Below are 13,763 nucleotides of genomic sequence, written 5' to 3' on the forward strand. Positions count from 1 at the left end.
GGCTAACGCAGCGGCTTCCCCGCTGTGACGTGCTCGACAAGGAGCGGGGCCGGCGCGAGGGCCGGTTCGCGGGTCTCGGCGTGCAGGGCGCGCAGGACGGTGACTGCACGGTCGAGGCCGAGGCGGTCGAGGTCGGCGATGGGGCCGGTCGGGTAGCCGCAGCCCAGCGTCATCGCGGCGTCGATCGAGTCGGCGTCGGCGTATCCGGCGCCGAGCATGGCGGCGGCGTCGTTCAGGTACGGGAAGCGCAGGGCGTCCACGACGAAGCCGACGCGGTCGCGGCAGCGGACGACGGCCAGGCCGAGGCGTCCGATGAGGTCGGCGGCGCGGTCCGCGACGTCCGGGGCGGTCGCGACCGTGGCGGCGATCTCGGCGAGGGCGCCCGCCGGGTCGGGCAGGTGCAGCCCGACGACGTCGGCGGGGCGTCCGGTGGCCATGGCCTGCCCGATCACCGAGCCGTCCACGGAGGTGACGGCGATGACCGTGCCGGGCTTCGCGGCCTGGACGGCGGCGGACAGCAGCGCCCGGGCGGCCTCGGTGTCCTCCGCGGCCTCCACGATCAGGTCGCAGCCGGCGAGTCCGGCGGCGGAGTCGCGGATCTCGCCGCCCGCCCGGTCGCACAGCGCGGCGATCGCGTCCGCGAGGGGGCCGACGCCGACGATGCCCACGACCGGCGGCGCGCCGGCCGTCTCCTTCTCGGCGTCCCCGGACTGGTCGTAGGTGTAGAAGCCGCGGCCGGTCTTGCGGCCGAGCAGCCCGGCGGTGACGAGCTCGCGGAGCAGCGGCGAGGCGGCGTGGCGGCGGTCGCGCGACTCGGCGTAGATCGCGTCCAGCACCTCCACGCAGGTGTCGAGCCCGATCAGGTCCATGAGGGTGAACGGCCCCATCGGCAGCCCGGCGCCGGTCTTCATCGCGGTGTCGATGTCGTCGCGGGTGGCGTGGCCGGACTCCAGCATGGCCGCGGCCTGGTTCAGATAGCCGAAGAGCAGCCGGTTCGCGACGAACCCGGCGCGGTCCCCGATCGTGACCGGCGTCTTGCCGAGGCCCTTCACCAGCTCGGCGACCCGGGTCACGGCCTCCGGCTCGGTCAGCACCGTCCCGATGATCTCGACCAGCCTCATCACCGGCGCCGGGTTGAAGAAGTGCACCCCGACGATCTTGGTGGGGCGGCCGGTGGTGGCCGCGATGTCGGTGACCGACAGCGAGGAGGTGTTGGTGGCGAGGACGGCGTCGTCCCGGCACACGCGGTCCAGCTCGGCGAACACCTTGCGCTTCAGGTCGAGCCGCTCGGGGACGGCCTCGATCACAAGGTCGCAGTCGCCGAGGTCGGCGAAGTCGGTCGACAGCGTGATCCGGCCGAGGATCTCGCGCTGCGCGTCCTCGGTGAGCCTCCCGCGCTTGACGGCGCGTCCGGTGGAGCCCTCCAGGTGCCCGCGCCCGCGTTCCAGCGCGTCCGGGTTCACCTCGATGCCGACGACCGCGAGGCCGCCGCGCGCCAGCACCTCGGCGATGCCCGCGCCCATCGTGCCCAGTCCGACGACCCCGACCCTGCTGAACGAACCACCAGTCATGACCCGCAGTCTCCCAGAGGGAGCACGCGCCGCCGAGGCCGGGTACGACCGGGACGTGCGCCTCGGAATCTTCCTCCTCGCCGCCCGTTTCCCCGACCGTCCTCCAGCCCCCACCCACCACCGATCAACCGACGAGCTCCGCTCGAACGCCCAGGGCGACGCCGCCGCCCTCGCCCGCACCGTCGAGGCGGCCGTCGCCGCCGAACGCGCCGGGTTCGACGACGTCTGGCTGGCCGAACACCACTTCATGTCGTACGGGGTCGTCCCGTCCGCGACCGTTCTCGCCGGGCACATCCTGGCCACGACCACCCGCGTCCATGTCGGGACGGCGGTCAGCGTGCTGTCCACCCAGCATCCGGTCGTGCTGGGGGAGCAGGCCGCGATGCTGTCGCTGCTGTCGGGCGGCCGGTTCCGGCTGGGCGTCGGACGGGGCGGGCCGTGGCGCGACCTGGAGGTCTTCGGCACCGGCCTCCCCCGCTACGAGCACGGCTTCGCCGAATCCCTGGACCTGCTGCTGGCCTGGCTGCGTTCGGACCGGCTCGCCTGGTCGGGCGAGCACTTCGACTTCCGTGAGGTGCCGGTGGTCCCGCGTGCGCCTGTCCCGCCACAGGTGACGGTCGCGTGCACGTCCCCTGCCACCGAGACATTGGCTGCGCGACGCGGCCTGCCGATGCTCCTCGGGATGCATGTGGGTCCGGATGAGAAGGCCGCCGCCGTCGCGCGTCACGGCGACCCGTCTCTCCCCCACATCTCGACCCACGTGGCCCAGGTCGCCGACACACGGGAAGAGGCCGTCGCAACCCTTATGGACGAGATGCCGCGCTGGCTCGGCCCCGGCCTGGAGGGATACGTCGCCGTGGACGACCGTCCACGCCCGTCCCGCGACCCCGTCGCCTACACGCGCCTCATGTGCGACCTGCATCCCGTCGGCTCACCGGACGACTGCGTCGAGTCCCTCGTGACCACGGCCGAACGCACCGGAATCAGGCACCTGATCCTGCTGGTCGAGGCCGCCGGCTCCCGCGCCGCCACCCTGGAGAACATCGCCCGACTGGGCGCCGACGTCCTCCCCAAGGTCCGCGCCGCGATGTGAGCATGCGGCGTGCCGAGGGAATCGGCACGCCGCATGGACGGGTCAGCAGTCGCGGAGCTCGGGAGACTGGTTGAGGATCTGTTCGCGGGCCGTCACGAACGTCCGGTAGGCGGTGGAGTCGCCGGTCGGGAAGACCGCGACCCGGTGGCAGTTCTGGAAGGCCAGCTTCACGCCGAAGTAGCGCTCCAGCGCGTCGCGCATGGCGTCGCTGGCGAGCACCCTGAGGAGCTGGCCGCGGGCCTTCTCGTCCGGCGGGGGCGTGAGGTTGTCGGCGAAGTCGCCGCCGTCCACCTGGAGCCGGGCCACCAGGCCGCTGATCATGTCCCACGCGTACGGGAGGGACGTCCTGATGCACTCGACGAAGGCCGCGTCGCCGACCTCGCCCTTCTGCGCCGTCTCCAGCAGTTCCGGTGTCACGTCAAGAGACATGTGCGGGGGTCCTTTCACAGACGGAGGATGAACACCCACCCGCCGACGCTAATCACGGCCCCCGGAGAATTCCAGGCTTGACAAAGATTTTCATTCCGCTATGCGTCGCGCCCCCGGCCGGCGCGGGCCGGTCGGGGGCGGGGTCATCGCGCCGGCGCCGCTCCGTGCTTGCGCGGCCGCCGCTGGACCGGCCGTGCGGCCAGCCGCTCGGCGCGCTCGGCCCAGAACTCGCGGGCCCGGCGCGCCAGCCGGGCGTCCCGCGCGGCGCGGGCCTCGGCACGCATCTCGCGCGCCCGCTGCCTCGCGATGTCCTGCATGATCTCGTGGTGGTACACGGCCCCTCCTGAACGTCCCGGGCCGCGTGACACGGCCCGACATCCAAGAGACTCGTCCTAAGGCGCCCGCACCCACATCGGCATCACGCCTTATCTGACCCGCTCCGTGCGCCTTAGGAATGCTCAGGGATGCTCAGGGTGGACGTCAGGCGTGGCTGGCATGATCGCGGCATGGCCGAACCGCCGGCAGGGCTGGACGACATCGACTGGGCGGGCCTCCACCACGCCTACGGCTCAGCAGAGGACGTGCCGGACCTGCTCCGGGCCCTGTCCTCGTCCGACGAGGACGAGCGGAACGCGGCGCTGGGCGAGCTGTTCACCAACATCCACCACCAGGGAAACCGCTACAGCGCATCGGCCGCGGCGGTCCCGTTCCTGCTCGCGCTCGCGTCCGATCCCGGCACTCCCGAGCGCACCTGGCCGCTCTACCTGGCGGTCGCGCTGGCGATCGGCTTCGACGAGTCGCACCTGCCGTCCGGCGTCGACATCACGGCCTGGCGGGACGAGGTGGCGCGGCCGCGTTCGACCGGCCTCGCCGAGGAGGCGCGCCGGCCGGACGGATGGGCCGCGGGACTCGCCGCCTACGATGCCGTCCGCGCCGGGCTGCCCACCGTGCTGGACCTCCTCGGCGATCAGGACTCCGAAGTGCGGGCCGCCGCCGCGTACGCGGCCGGATGGTTCCCCGAGGAGGCGGCGGCCGCGCTCCCCGCGCTGGGTGCGCTCCTCGACGTCGAGGAGGACCCGAACGTCGTCGCGCACGCCCTGGTCTCCGGAGGGCTGCTCGACGGCCGGACACTGATCCCCCGGCTCCGAAGGCACCTGGCCGGCGCGGAGCCGCTGCCGCGCTGGGCCGCCGCGATCGCGCTCGCCCGGCTGGGCGCGGCCGACGCGCCGGTCATCGCCGAACTGGCGGCCTGCAGCACGTCCCCGCCCGACGAACCCGCGGCCTTCCTGGACGGCGACCTGCGCCTCTACTCGGCGCTGACACTGGCCGCCTTGGACGAACCGCCGCGCGAGGCCGTCGACGCCGTCCTGGAAGGGCTGTCCCGCACGTCCGACGACGCTTCGTTTTCGATGGCCGCCGCCGCGCTCACGCTGACGTTCCGCGCACCCGTCCTCCCCCTGCCCCCGTTCGCCGACCTCACCACCGCCCAGCAGCGGACCGTCCGGACGATCGCCGAACTTCCGCCCGCAAGCTGGCAGTGGATCAACCTGATGGAGATCCTCGGCGACTGGGGACTGCCCACCGACCGCGGCGAGTGCCGCCGGTACGCCGGTATCGGCTGAACGTCTCCGGGACGCGCACTAGGGTTGGTCGCCGTGCGTCTCGTTATCGCCCGGTGCAGCGTCGACTACGCCGGCAAGCTCACCGCCCACCTTCCGATGGCTCCCCGCCTGGTCCTGATCAAGGCGGACGGGAGCGTGAGCGTCCACGCCGACGACCGCGCCTACAAGCCCCTCAACTGGATGAACCCGCCCTGCTCGCTGCGCGAGGAGGTCTTCGAGGAGAACGGCGCCATCGCCCGCTGGACGGTCACGCACGGCAAGTCGGGCGAGCGCCTCATCCTGACGATCGAGGAGTTCCTGCACGACACCAGCCACGAGCTGGGCCTCGACCCGGGCCTCCAGAAGGACGGCGTGGAGGCGCACCTCCAGGAACTGCTCGCCGAGCACATCACGACCCTCGGCGAGGGGTACACGCTGATCCGCCGGGAGTTCCCCACCGCGATCGGCCCGGTCGACATCCTGTGCCGGGACGCCGACAGCGCCACGGTGGCCATCGAGATCAAACGCCGGGGCGAGATCGACGGCGTCGAACAGCTCACCAGGTACCTGGAACTGCTCAACCGCGACCCGCACCTGGCCCCCGTCCGCGGCGTCTTCGCCGCCCAGGAGATCAAGCCCCAGGCCCGCGTCCTCGCCACCGACCGGGGCATCGACTGCGTGACCCTCGACTACGACGCCCTACGCGGCATCGAACACGAAGGCACGCTGTTCTGAGCCCTCCCGCCGCCGGACGGGGGCGGGCATCATGGCGGGCATGACCTTTCAAGCCAGCGGCAGCTTCGACATCGAGGCCTGGGACGCCGACAAGCCTTACGACGAGCAGGGCGGCAACAAGCTCACCCGCGTGCACGTCGGCAAGACCTTCCACGGCGATCTGGTGGGGACGAGCTCCAGCGAGCTGATCACGGTGGAGTCGGCGGCGGGGCCGGTCGCGTACGTGGGGGTCGAGAACGTTCAGGGGATCCTGCACGGGCGCGAGGGGACGTTCGTCCTGCAGCACAGCGCGGGAAGCGAGGACGGGACGCCCGACACCCAGTGGCTGCGGTGGCTGATCGTCCCCACGTCCGGGGCGGGGGAGCTCGCCGGCATCCGCGGCGTCGGCCAGATCACCGTCGCCGAGGACGGGTCCCACACCTGGGCGCTGGAGTACACGCTGGAATAGCGGCTGGGCGGCGGCCGGTAGTGTTCGGGGCATGCCCCCGGTCACCGCCGACGCGACGCGCGAGCGCATCATCGACGCGGCCGAGGAGTGCTTCGGCCGCTTCGGCGTGGCCAAGACCACGGTCGAGGACATCGCGGCCGCCGCGAAGCTGTCGCGGGCGACCGTGTACCGCAGCGTCACCGGCGGGCGGGACGAGCTGATCCTCGCCGTCGTCGTGCGCGACCTGCACCGTTTCCTGGACCGGCTCGCCGAGCGGCTGCGCCGGGAGCGGTCGGTGTCCGAGGCGATCGTCGAGGGCACGCTGGACGCGGTCGAGTACGTCCGCAACGAGCCGACGATCGCGCACTTCCTCGTCCCGGAGGCGGCGGGGCACATGCAGGCGGCGGTGGCGGGGGCGGCCGAGCACGTGCTCGCGCTGTGCTGCGACTACGTGCGGCCCTACTTCGAGCAGGCGCAGCGGCAGCGCACGCTGCGGGACGACATCGAGGTGGAGGGGACGGTCGAGTTCCTCTTCCGCATCATCACCTCGCTGATCGTGATGGACCGGGACCGGGACGCCGACGGGCTGCGCCGCTTCCTGCGCACCTATGTCGTTCCGGTCATCGCGGCGTGACGACTCCGGCGAGCAGGTAGCGTCCAGAGGAAGATCGGGCGGGACGGGGCGCCGGGAACAGCGGCGCGGCGAGAGGGGCCGGAAGCGATGAAGGGCACTGCACACGAGATGCGGGGGAGCGCGGCGGTCCGGCCGAGCCCGGTGTTCCTCGCGGTCGTGGCGGCGACCGTCCTGTGCGGCCTGATCGCCTGGCGGTACGGGACGATCCTGGAGAGGCCGGGCCGCATCGCGCTGTTCGGCTTCGTGATCGCCGCGTGGATCCTGTCGCTGTCCCTGCACGAGTTCGGGCACGCGTACATGGCCTTCCGGTCGGGCGACCGCAGCGTCGTCGACAAGGGCTACCTCACGCTGAACCCGCTGAAGTACTCCGACGTCACGCTGAGCTTCCTGATCCCGGTCGTGTTCATCGTGCTGGGCGGGATCGGCCTGCCCGGCGGCGCCGTCTGGATCGACCGGCACGTGATCCCGGGCAGGCTGCGGCACAGCCTGATCTCGGCGGCGGGCCCGCTGTCGAACGCGCTGTTCGCCGTGATGCTCGCGGTGATCTTCAAGAACTTCGCCGACAGCGGCCACGCGCTGTTCTGGTCGGGTCTGGCGTTCCTGGCGTTCCTGCAGGTCACCGCGGCCGTACTGAACCTGCTGCCGATCCCGGGGCTGGACGGCTTCGGGATCATCGAGCCCTACCTGCCGCGCCGCTGGGCGGACCAGGCGAACGCCTACGGCGGCTACGTGTTCCTCATCCTGATCGCCCTGCTGTGGCTCGGGCCGATCAACCAGGGCTTCTTCAACGTCATCTACTACATCACCGACGCGATCGGCCTGGGCGAGTTCCCGTTCCGCGTGAGCGGCTCGATCGACCACTTCCCGATCGAGCTTGGGCACTACCTGTTCCAGTGGTGGAACGACTAGGCGGCTGGTCCCACAACTGCCCCGAGGACGGCGGTCGGACCGTCCTCGGGCTCGACCAGGTGTCAGCGGCGGGTTTCGATCTTCAGGTCACCTGCGGTCACATTGCGGATGTGGTCACTGGCGAGCATGTCGTGCGGGAAGCCGAGTCCGATCGCGCTGGCCTCGTCGAGACGGGCCAGTTGGGCGGCGGTGAAGTCGACCTCCAGAGCGCCCAGATTGTCCTCCAGTTGCGCGGGGGTGCGGGCGCCGATGATCGGTGCCGTCACGTCCGGATTCCGCAGTGTCCAGGCCAGCCCGACCTGGGCGGGGGTGCGGTCCAAGTCCGTGGCGACATCCTTCACGACATCGGCAATGGCGAGGTTGCGTTCGGTGAGCGCCCCCAGGGCGAGGTTGAAGCCCTTGCGGGTGCCGTCGTCGGCGACGTTCGTCGCGGTCAGGTCGTCGCGGCTGTACTTGCCGGTGAGCACCCCGCCGGCCAGGGGTGAATAGGGGATCACCCCCAGCCCCATCTCGCGCGCCATGGGGATCAGATCACGTTCCCCGGTGCGCTCGATCAGGTTGTACTCGATCTGCAGCGCGACCAGGGGCGACCAGCCGCGCAGGTCGGCGATGGCCTGCATGCGCGACACCTGCCAGGCCGGGGCGTTGCAGATCGCCACGTAAAGGATCTTGCCCTGCCGGACCAGATCGTCCATGCCGCGCAGGATCTCCTCGACCGGTGTCGTGAAATCCCACACGTGCAGGTAGAGCAGATCGATGTAGTCCGTCTTCAGCTGTCGCAGACTGGCTTCCACCGAAGCGAACAGGCTCTTGCGATGACCGCCCCCGGAATTCGGGTCACCGGGCCGGCGCAGCGTCGTGTATTTCGTTGCCAGAACCAGGCTTTCGCGCTTGTCACGGGCGAATTCGCCCAGCAGTCGCTCGGAGCTGCCGTTGGTGTAGGTGTTGGCGGTGTCGACGAAGTTGCCGCCTCGCTCGACGTAGCGGTCGAACAGCTTGCGTGCCTCGTCCTGCTCGGCTCCCCAGCCCCAGTCGGTGCCGAAGGTCGCCGCGCCCAGCGCCAGCGGTGAGACCCGCAGCCCGGAGCGGCCCAGCAGCCGGTAGGTGTCGAGGGTGAGCGGCATCGTGTCCTCCTGTGCTCGCGATCCGTTGTCGAGAACAAGGTTGTGACCGCCGCGAGCCGGGGGTAAGGGAAGGAGGTTCCTGGGAACGCCGGTCCTACCCTGGCTGTTGGAACGAACATGATCACCCACTCCGTGGACACGACACAGGAGCTGGCCGCGTTCCTGCGGGCCCGGCGCGAACGGCTGGACCCGCGCCGTCTCGGTCTGCCACCGCGCAGGCAGGCCCGGCGGACCCCGGGACTGCGCCGCGAAGAGGTCGCCGAGCTGGCCGGGGTCAGCGTCGACTACATCGTGCGGCTGGAACAGGGGCGCGGGCCGCGGCCCTCGGCGGACGTGGTGGAGGCGCTGGCCCGAGCGCTGCGCCTGGCCCCCGTCGAACGCGCCTACCTCTTCGACCTGGCCCGGCAGCGCCCCCGCGACGCCGGCAAGCCCGCCACCTCCGCAGCGCCGCCGCTGGCCCGGCTGGTCGCAGACCTGTCGCCGCAGCCGGCCATGCTGGTGAACCACCGCTACGACATCCTGGCCTGGAACCGCGAAATGGCGAGGCTGCTACTGGATTTCGACACCCTGCCTCCGTCGCGGCGCAATGCGATGTGGCTGTGCCTGATGCATCCGGAGATGCGCGAGTTCTATGTCGACCGGGAACGCGTCGTACGGGAGGGGATCGCCCACCTGCGCGCCGCGTGGGCCGCTCATCCGGAGGATCGGGCGCTGACCGACCTCATTGCCGAATTCATCACCCGTGACGAGGAATTCGCGCGGTTGTGGGCCGAGCGGGACATCAAGATCAACGCCCGCGGACACAAGGTGATGCGGCATCCGGACGTCGGTGTGGTCGCGGTGGATTTCGAAGTGCTCATGCCGCTTCAAGATCCGGATCTGCGGTTGGTGATCTTCCGCGCCGCGGACGATGAGAGCCGGTCGGCATTGGACCGGTTGTGCGCACGTTGATGCCGAATCGCCATTGCAGACCTAGGCCCGTCCGGGTCCCGCCATGAGGCGGACGATGCGGCGCAACTGCTCGGTGTAGCGCTCCTGGAACTCCGGTGAGGACGGGTCCAGCCCGAACACGTGGCGGACGACGAGCGGGTTGGCGACGGGCGCCGACACCATCGCCATGATGGCGACCATGACCGCGGCCGGGTCCAGGTCGGCGGCGAGTTCGCCCTCGGCCTGACGCCGTTCGATGTCGGAGAGGTCCTCCGTTGTGCCGGTCGCGATGTCGTCGAGGTTCTCGGTGAGCCCCCGCCAGGCGTTCAGCCGCGTTCCGCGCGGGTCGTCCAGGGCGTGCCGCAGGTACCGGATCACGATCTCGTCGAACGGGACGGACGGGTCGTTGAACTCGGCCTCCCGCTCCAGCCAGCGTTGGCCGATCGCGCAGTACAGGCCCTCTTTGCCGCCGAAGTAGTAGTTGATCAGCTGCTTGTTCACGCCGGCGCGGTCGGCGATGTCCTGGACGCGGGCGCCCGCAAACCCCTTGGCCGAGAACTCGTCGAGCGCGGCGTCCAGCAGCAGGCGCCGGGACCGCTCGGCGTCGAGCGTGCGCTCGTCCGGGGCGGGGGCGCGCCGCGGCCGCTTCGTCGTCTCCGTCACCGTCCCCATGGTAGCCGCATGCCTGATCTCGTCAACCATCTGGCTGTTTGACAACTTCATCTGTTTGGTTGAACCTGGTCCGCATGATTCTCGTTACAGGAGCCACCGGAAACGTCGGCCGCCATCTCGTCGGCGAACTGCTGATCGCGGGGGCCAAGGTCCGCGCGCTGACCCGCGACCCCGCCACGGCGCGGCTGCCGAGCGAGGCGGAGGTCGCCCCCATCGGCGACATGCCGCTGGACGGCGTCACCTCGATCTTCCTCAACCCCGCCGTGTTCTGGAACGGCCTGGACGACCTGCTGACCCGTGCCGCCGACCACGGCGTCCAGCGCGTCGTCGTGCTGTCGTCCGCGTCCGCGCTGGACGAGGACCCGGCCAACGAGATCGCCGCGAAGCATCTGAGGATCGAGCGGGCGGTCGAGGCGTCCGGGCTGGAGTGGACGTTCACGCGTCCCGGTGAGTTCTCGTCGAACGCGCTCGGCTGGCGGGAGGCGATCCGCGCCGACGACCCCGTCCGCGAGGCCTACGGGGCGGCGCTCAGCACGCCGATCCACGAGCGCGACATCGCTGCCGTCGCCGCGAAGGCCCTGCTCACCGACGCCCTGGTCGGCGCCAGGCCGGTGCTGACCGGACCCGAGCTGATCACTCATCCGGAGATGGTCGGGCTCATCGGCGAGGCGATCGGCCGCCCCGCGCGCTTCGAGGAGATCACTCCGGAGGAGGCGCGGAAGGAGATGCTCGCCCTGCCCTACATGCGCGAGGGGCTGGTGGACGTCCTGCTCCGCATGCGTGCCGACTCGGTGGACCGTCCGCACGAGCCGTCCCCGGAGGTCGAGCGCATCACCGGCCGCCCCGGCCGGACGTTCAAGGAGTGGGCCGCCGACCACGCCGGCGACTTCCGCTGATCGCGATCCACCATAGGGCAGGGCCGTCCGCGGCCCTGCCCTATTCGCGTTCTTCGAGGGCGGCGACCTCCCGCAGCGCCCACTCGAACCAGTCCCGGCGCATGGCGGCGAACCGCTTGCCGTACTCCATGACGAGCCGCCCGTAGACGGACAGGTCGTCGTCCCCCCAGTCGATGTTCTTCTCCAGGACCTTGAGCTCGTCGAGGTACTCCCCCAGGCCCTCCATGTGCTTGCGCAGGTAGCCCTGGGCTTCGCCCGGTTCGGCCAGTCCCAGGAAGAAGACCCGCAGCAGCGCCTCGTCCCGCCGACCCGCCTTGGCCGGGACGTCCACCAGCCAGTGGTGCAGTTCCGCGCGCCCGGCCTCGGTGATCCGGTACGCCTTGCGACCGCGGGGGCCCTCTTCGGCGACCTCGATCAGCCCGGCGTCGGCGAGCTTGCCGAGCTCGCCGTAGAGCTGGCTCTGCCGGGCCGGCCACACGTTCCCGAGCGAGATCTCGAACATCTTCAGCAGGTCGTAGCCGCTGGCACCGTCCATCTCGGCGATGAGCCCGAGCACCGCATGTCGCAAACTCATGCCCCGGAGTCTACATGTCTGTATTGACATGTCGAAAGAGGAGCATCTAAGTTCGACATGTCAAAGTTGGAATGTCATCGGGAGCCCGCGGACATGCTGAAGTACTACGCCAGAACCTTCCTCCCCTGGATCCTGCTCGCCGTCGTCAGCGGTTTCGACGACCGCGCCGGCGCCGTCACGGGACTCGTCGCGGCACTGGCGCTCCTCGCCCAGGACCTTCGCCGGGGCCACCGGGCCGACTCCCTGATCCTGGAGGTCTCCACCTCCGTGTTCATGGCGGCGCTCACCGGGCTGGCCTTCACCGTCCCCGGCTCGCCGGTGCTGGACTACGGCGCCTCGCTCGCCATCGGCTGGCTGGGCGTCACGGCCTGGGGGACGCTCCTGCTCGGCCGCCCGTTCACCGAGGGGATCGCGCGCCGCCAGGTCTCCGAGGAGATCGCCGCGACCGACCTCTTCGGGAAGATCAACCGAGTGATCACCGGCGTGTGGGCCGCGGGCTTCACCGTCATGGCCGTCGTCCTCGGCTGCGTCCAGCACTGGGCGCCGGACGCCACGGCACTGCTGGTCGCCGTCAAGATCGCCGGGTTCACGGTCCCGGCCGTCTTCACCGCCCGCTACCCCGAGATCGCGCGCAAGCGCCATTTCGCCCGGCTCGGGCTACCGTTGCCGGAGATGCCGGCCAACGGCGCGTCCGGGCCCTCGCCCCGCTGACACCCCGCGGAAGCACCCCGGAAAGGAGCATCGAGATGAGCGAGAACACCGCCGAGCGTCCCGCCGCCTGGCTGGACGGGCAGCTGGCCCCCGTCCCCGACGAGACCGACGCCCGCGACCTGCAGGTCACCGGCACCCTGCCGCCGGCGCTGACCGGCCGGTACTTCCGGAACGGGCCGAACCCGAGGCCCGGGGAGCCGAGCAGGCACTGGTTCAGCGGCCACGGGATGATCCACGGGGTCCGCCTGAAGGACGGCCGCGCCGAGTGGTACCGCAACCGCTGGGTCCGGACGGACCTGTTCACGAACGGCACGCCGTTCCTGCGCGAGGACCTCACCTTCGACCGGCGCTCGGTGCAGGCCAACACGCACGTCATCCCGCACGCGGGCAAGATCTGGGCCCTCGTCGAGGCCGGCTTCCCGTACGAGATGACGCCGGAGCTGGAGACCGTCGGCCCCTGCGACTTCGGCGGCCGGCTCACCACCGCGATGACCGCGCACCCGAAGGAGGACCCGGTCACCGGGGACCTGCTGTCCTTCGGCTACGGCGTGTTCGAGCCCTACCTCACCTACCACCGCCTGTCGGCGGACGGGACGCCGGCCGAGAGCCGCGTGATCGACGTCCCCGGGCCGACGATGATGCACGACTTCGCGATCACCGCGAACCACGTGGTCTGGCTCGATCTGCCGGTGGTGTTCGACGCCGAGCTGGCGCTGTCCGGGATGGCGGGCCTGCCCTACCGCTGGGACGACGGCTACGGCGCCCGGCTCGGCGTCATGCGGCGGGACGGCGCCGGGGACGTCCGCTGGTTCGACGTCGACCCGTGCTACGTCTTCCACGTCGGCAACGCGCACGAGGACGCCGCCGGCCGGATCGTCCTGGACGCGGTGCGCTACCGTCCCGAGAACTTCACCGCCCTGTGGACGGGCATCGGCGGCAGCGCCGACCCCGCCGTGGCGGCGGCGCGGTCCGACACGGCCCGGCTGCACCGCTGGACCCTGGACCCCGCGACCGGCAGGGCCGCCGAGGAGCAGCTGGACGACAGGGGCGTGGAGTTCCCGACCCACGACGACGCCCGGACCGGCCTGCGGAACCGCTACCTGTACACGGTCGGCGGGGACCGGACGACCGCCGGCACCGCGATCCTGAAGTACGACCTGCACGGGGACTCCTCCTCCGCGCACGTCTGCGAGCCCGGCACGCACGTCGGCGAGGCGGTCTTCGTCCCGGCCCCCGGCGCCCGCGCGGAGGACGAGGGCTGGCTGCTGTCGATCGTCACCCAGGGCTCGGCGTCCGAGCTGCGGGTGCTGGACGCGTCGGACCTGTCGCACACCGCGAGCGTGCACCTGCCGCGCCGCGTCCCGGCCGGATTCCACGGAAGCTGGATCCCCGACGCCCGGATCGGGGCCTAGGGTGATTTACTAGCCGGTACCGCCGCGCAAGCAATCACTTACAAG

General features: G+C 71.1%; 16 protein-coding genes. 10 read left to right on the plus strand and 6 right to left on the minus strand.

Annotated features, from left to right (window positions below):
- Positions 1 to 2 precede the first annotated feature (2 nt).
- Complete coding sequence (locus tag ACQPXG_RS37300; RefSeq protein ID WP_433463846.1) at positions 3 to 1,571, minus strand: 3-hydroxyacyl-CoA dehydrogenase family protein; 1,569 nt, start codon at positions 1,569 to 1,571, stop codon at positions 3 to 5.
- Between ACQPXG_RS37300 and ACQPXG_RS37305 the strand changes: the two genes are divergently transcribed.
- A complete protein-coding gene (locus ACQPXG_RS37305; RefSeq protein WP_433463847.1) occupies positions 1,570 to 2,664 on the plus strand; it encodes an LLM class flavin-dependent oxidoreductase in 1,095 nt (364 codons plus the stop codon). The two genes, ACQPXG_RS37300 and ACQPXG_RS37305, sit on opposite strands and share 2 nt — an antisense overlap.
- Positions 2,665 to 2,706: 42 nt before the next feature.
- Here the strand turns inward: ACQPXG_RS37305 and ACQPXG_RS37310 are convergent, their stop codons facing one another.
- Both ACQPXG_RS37310 and ACQPXG_RS37315 read right to left on the minus strand, forming a co-directional pair.
- Positions 2,707 to 3,093, minus strand: coding sequence for an SCO5389 family protein (locus ACQPXG_RS37310; protein ID WP_433463848.1), 387 nt, complete (start codon positions 3,091 to 3,093; stop codon positions 2,707 to 2,709).
- A gap of 143 nt (positions 3,094 to 3,236) precedes the next feature.
- Positions 3,237 to 3,428: a hypothetical protein gene (locus ACQPXG_RS37315; RefSeq protein WP_433463849.1), complete on the minus strand. Its 192-nt coding sequence runs from the start codon at positions 3,426 to 3,428 to the stop codon at positions 3,237 to 3,239.
- Between the two features lie 171 nt (positions 3,429 to 3,599).
- Here ACQPXG_RS37315 and ACQPXG_RS37320 point away from each other — a divergent pair, with 171 nt between their 5' ends.
- From ACQPXG_RS37320 to ACQPXG_RS37340, 5 genes are all read left to right on the plus strand, one after another.
- Positions 3,600 to 4,715: a HEAT repeat domain-containing protein gene (locus ACQPXG_RS37320; protein WP_433463850.1), complete on the plus strand. Its 1,116-nt coding sequence runs from the start codon at positions 3,600 to 3,602 to the stop codon at positions 4,713 to 4,715.
- A gap of 33 nt (positions 4,716 to 4,748) precedes the next feature.
- Positions 4,749 to 5,429 carry an endonuclease NucS gene (nucS, locus tag ACQPXG_RS37325; RefSeq protein ID WP_433463851.1) on the plus strand — a complete coding sequence of 227 codons (681 nt, stop codon included), beginning with the start codon at positions 4,749 to 4,751 and terminating at the stop codon, positions 5,427 to 5,429.
- Between the two features lie 40 nt (positions 5,430 to 5,469).
- Positions 5,470 to 5,877 (plus strand): DUF3224 domain-containing protein, encoded by a 408-nt coding sequence (locus ACQPXG_RS37330; protein WP_433463852.1) that lies wholly within the window; start codon positions 5,470 to 5,472, stop codon positions 5,875 to 5,877.
- 31 nt (positions 5,878 to 5,908) lie between these two features.
- A complete protein-coding gene (locus ACQPXG_RS37335) occupies positions 5,909 to 6,490 on the plus strand; it encodes a TetR/AcrR family transcriptional regulator (protein WP_433463853.1) in 582 nt (193 codons plus the stop codon).
- 87 nt (positions 6,491 to 6,577) lie between these two features.
- Positions 6,578 to 7,399: a site-2 protease family protein gene (locus ACQPXG_RS37340; protein ID WP_433463854.1), complete on the plus strand. Its 822-nt coding sequence runs from the start codon at positions 6,578 to 6,580 to the stop codon at positions 7,397 to 7,399.
- A gap of 62 nt (positions 7,400 to 7,461) precedes the next feature.
- On the opposite strand, the gene ACQPXG_RS37345 is transcribed toward ACQPXG_RS37340, so the two are convergent.
- Positions 7,462 to 8,523: an aldo/keto reductase gene (locus tag ACQPXG_RS37345; protein WP_433463855.1), complete on the minus strand. Its 1,062-nt coding sequence runs from the start codon at positions 8,521 to 8,523 to the stop codon at positions 7,462 to 7,464.
- A gap of 117 nt (positions 8,524 to 8,640) precedes the next feature.
- On the opposite strand from ACQPXG_RS37345, the gene ACQPXG_RS37350 reads away from it, so the two are divergent.
- The gene (locus tag ACQPXG_RS37350) at positions 8,641 to 9,474 is read left to right on the plus strand and encodes a helix-turn-helix transcriptional regulator (protein WP_433463856.1); all 834 of its coding nucleotides are present in this window, start codon (positions 8,641 to 8,643) and stop codon (positions 9,472 to 9,474) included.
- 21 nt (positions 9,475 to 9,495) lie between these two features.
- Here ACQPXG_RS37350 and ACQPXG_RS37355 read toward each other — a convergent pair whose 3' ends face one another.
- Entirely contained in the window at positions 9,496 to 10,116 is a 621-nt protein-coding gene (locus ACQPXG_RS37355) for a TetR family transcriptional regulator (RefSeq protein WP_433463857.1), read from the minus strand.
- Positions 10,117 to 10,199: 83 nt separating this feature from the next.
- Here ACQPXG_RS37355 and ACQPXG_RS37360 point away from each other — a divergent pair, with 83 nt between their 5' ends.
- On the plus strand, positions 10,200 to 11,021 hold the full coding sequence (locus ACQPXG_RS37360) for an NAD(P)H-binding protein (protein WP_433463858.1): 822 nt from the start codon (positions 10,200 to 10,202) through the stop codon (positions 11,019 to 11,021).
- Positions 11,022 to 11,061: 40 nt separating this feature from the next.
- On the opposite strand, the gene ACQPXG_RS37365 is transcribed toward ACQPXG_RS37360, so the two are convergent.
- Positions 11,062 to 11,595 carry a PadR family transcriptional regulator gene (locus tag ACQPXG_RS37365; protein WP_433463859.1) on the minus strand — a complete coding sequence of 178 codons (534 nt, stop codon included), beginning with the start codon at positions 11,593 to 11,595 and terminating at the stop codon, positions 11,062 to 11,064.
- Between the two features lie 93 nt (positions 11,596 to 11,688).
- Here ACQPXG_RS37365 and ACQPXG_RS37370 point away from each other — a divergent pair, with 93 nt between their 5' ends.
- Positions 11,689 to 12,306: a hypothetical protein gene (locus ACQPXG_RS37370; protein ID WP_433463860.1), complete on the plus strand. Its 618-nt coding sequence runs from the start codon at positions 11,689 to 11,691 to the stop codon at positions 12,304 to 12,306.
- 35 nt (positions 12,307 to 12,341) lie between these two features.
- Entirely contained in the window at positions 12,342 to 13,718 is a 1,377-nt protein-coding gene (locus ACQPXG_RS37375) for a carotenoid oxygenase family protein (RefSeq protein WP_433463861.1), read from the plus strand.
- The last annotated feature ends 45 nt before the right edge of the window (positions 13,719 to 13,763 follow it).

Source organism: Spirillospora sp. CA-128828, assembly GCF_050945415.1.
Taxonomy (GTDB): Bacteria; Actinomycetota; Actinomycetes; order Streptosporangiales; family Streptosporangiaceae; genus Spirillospora.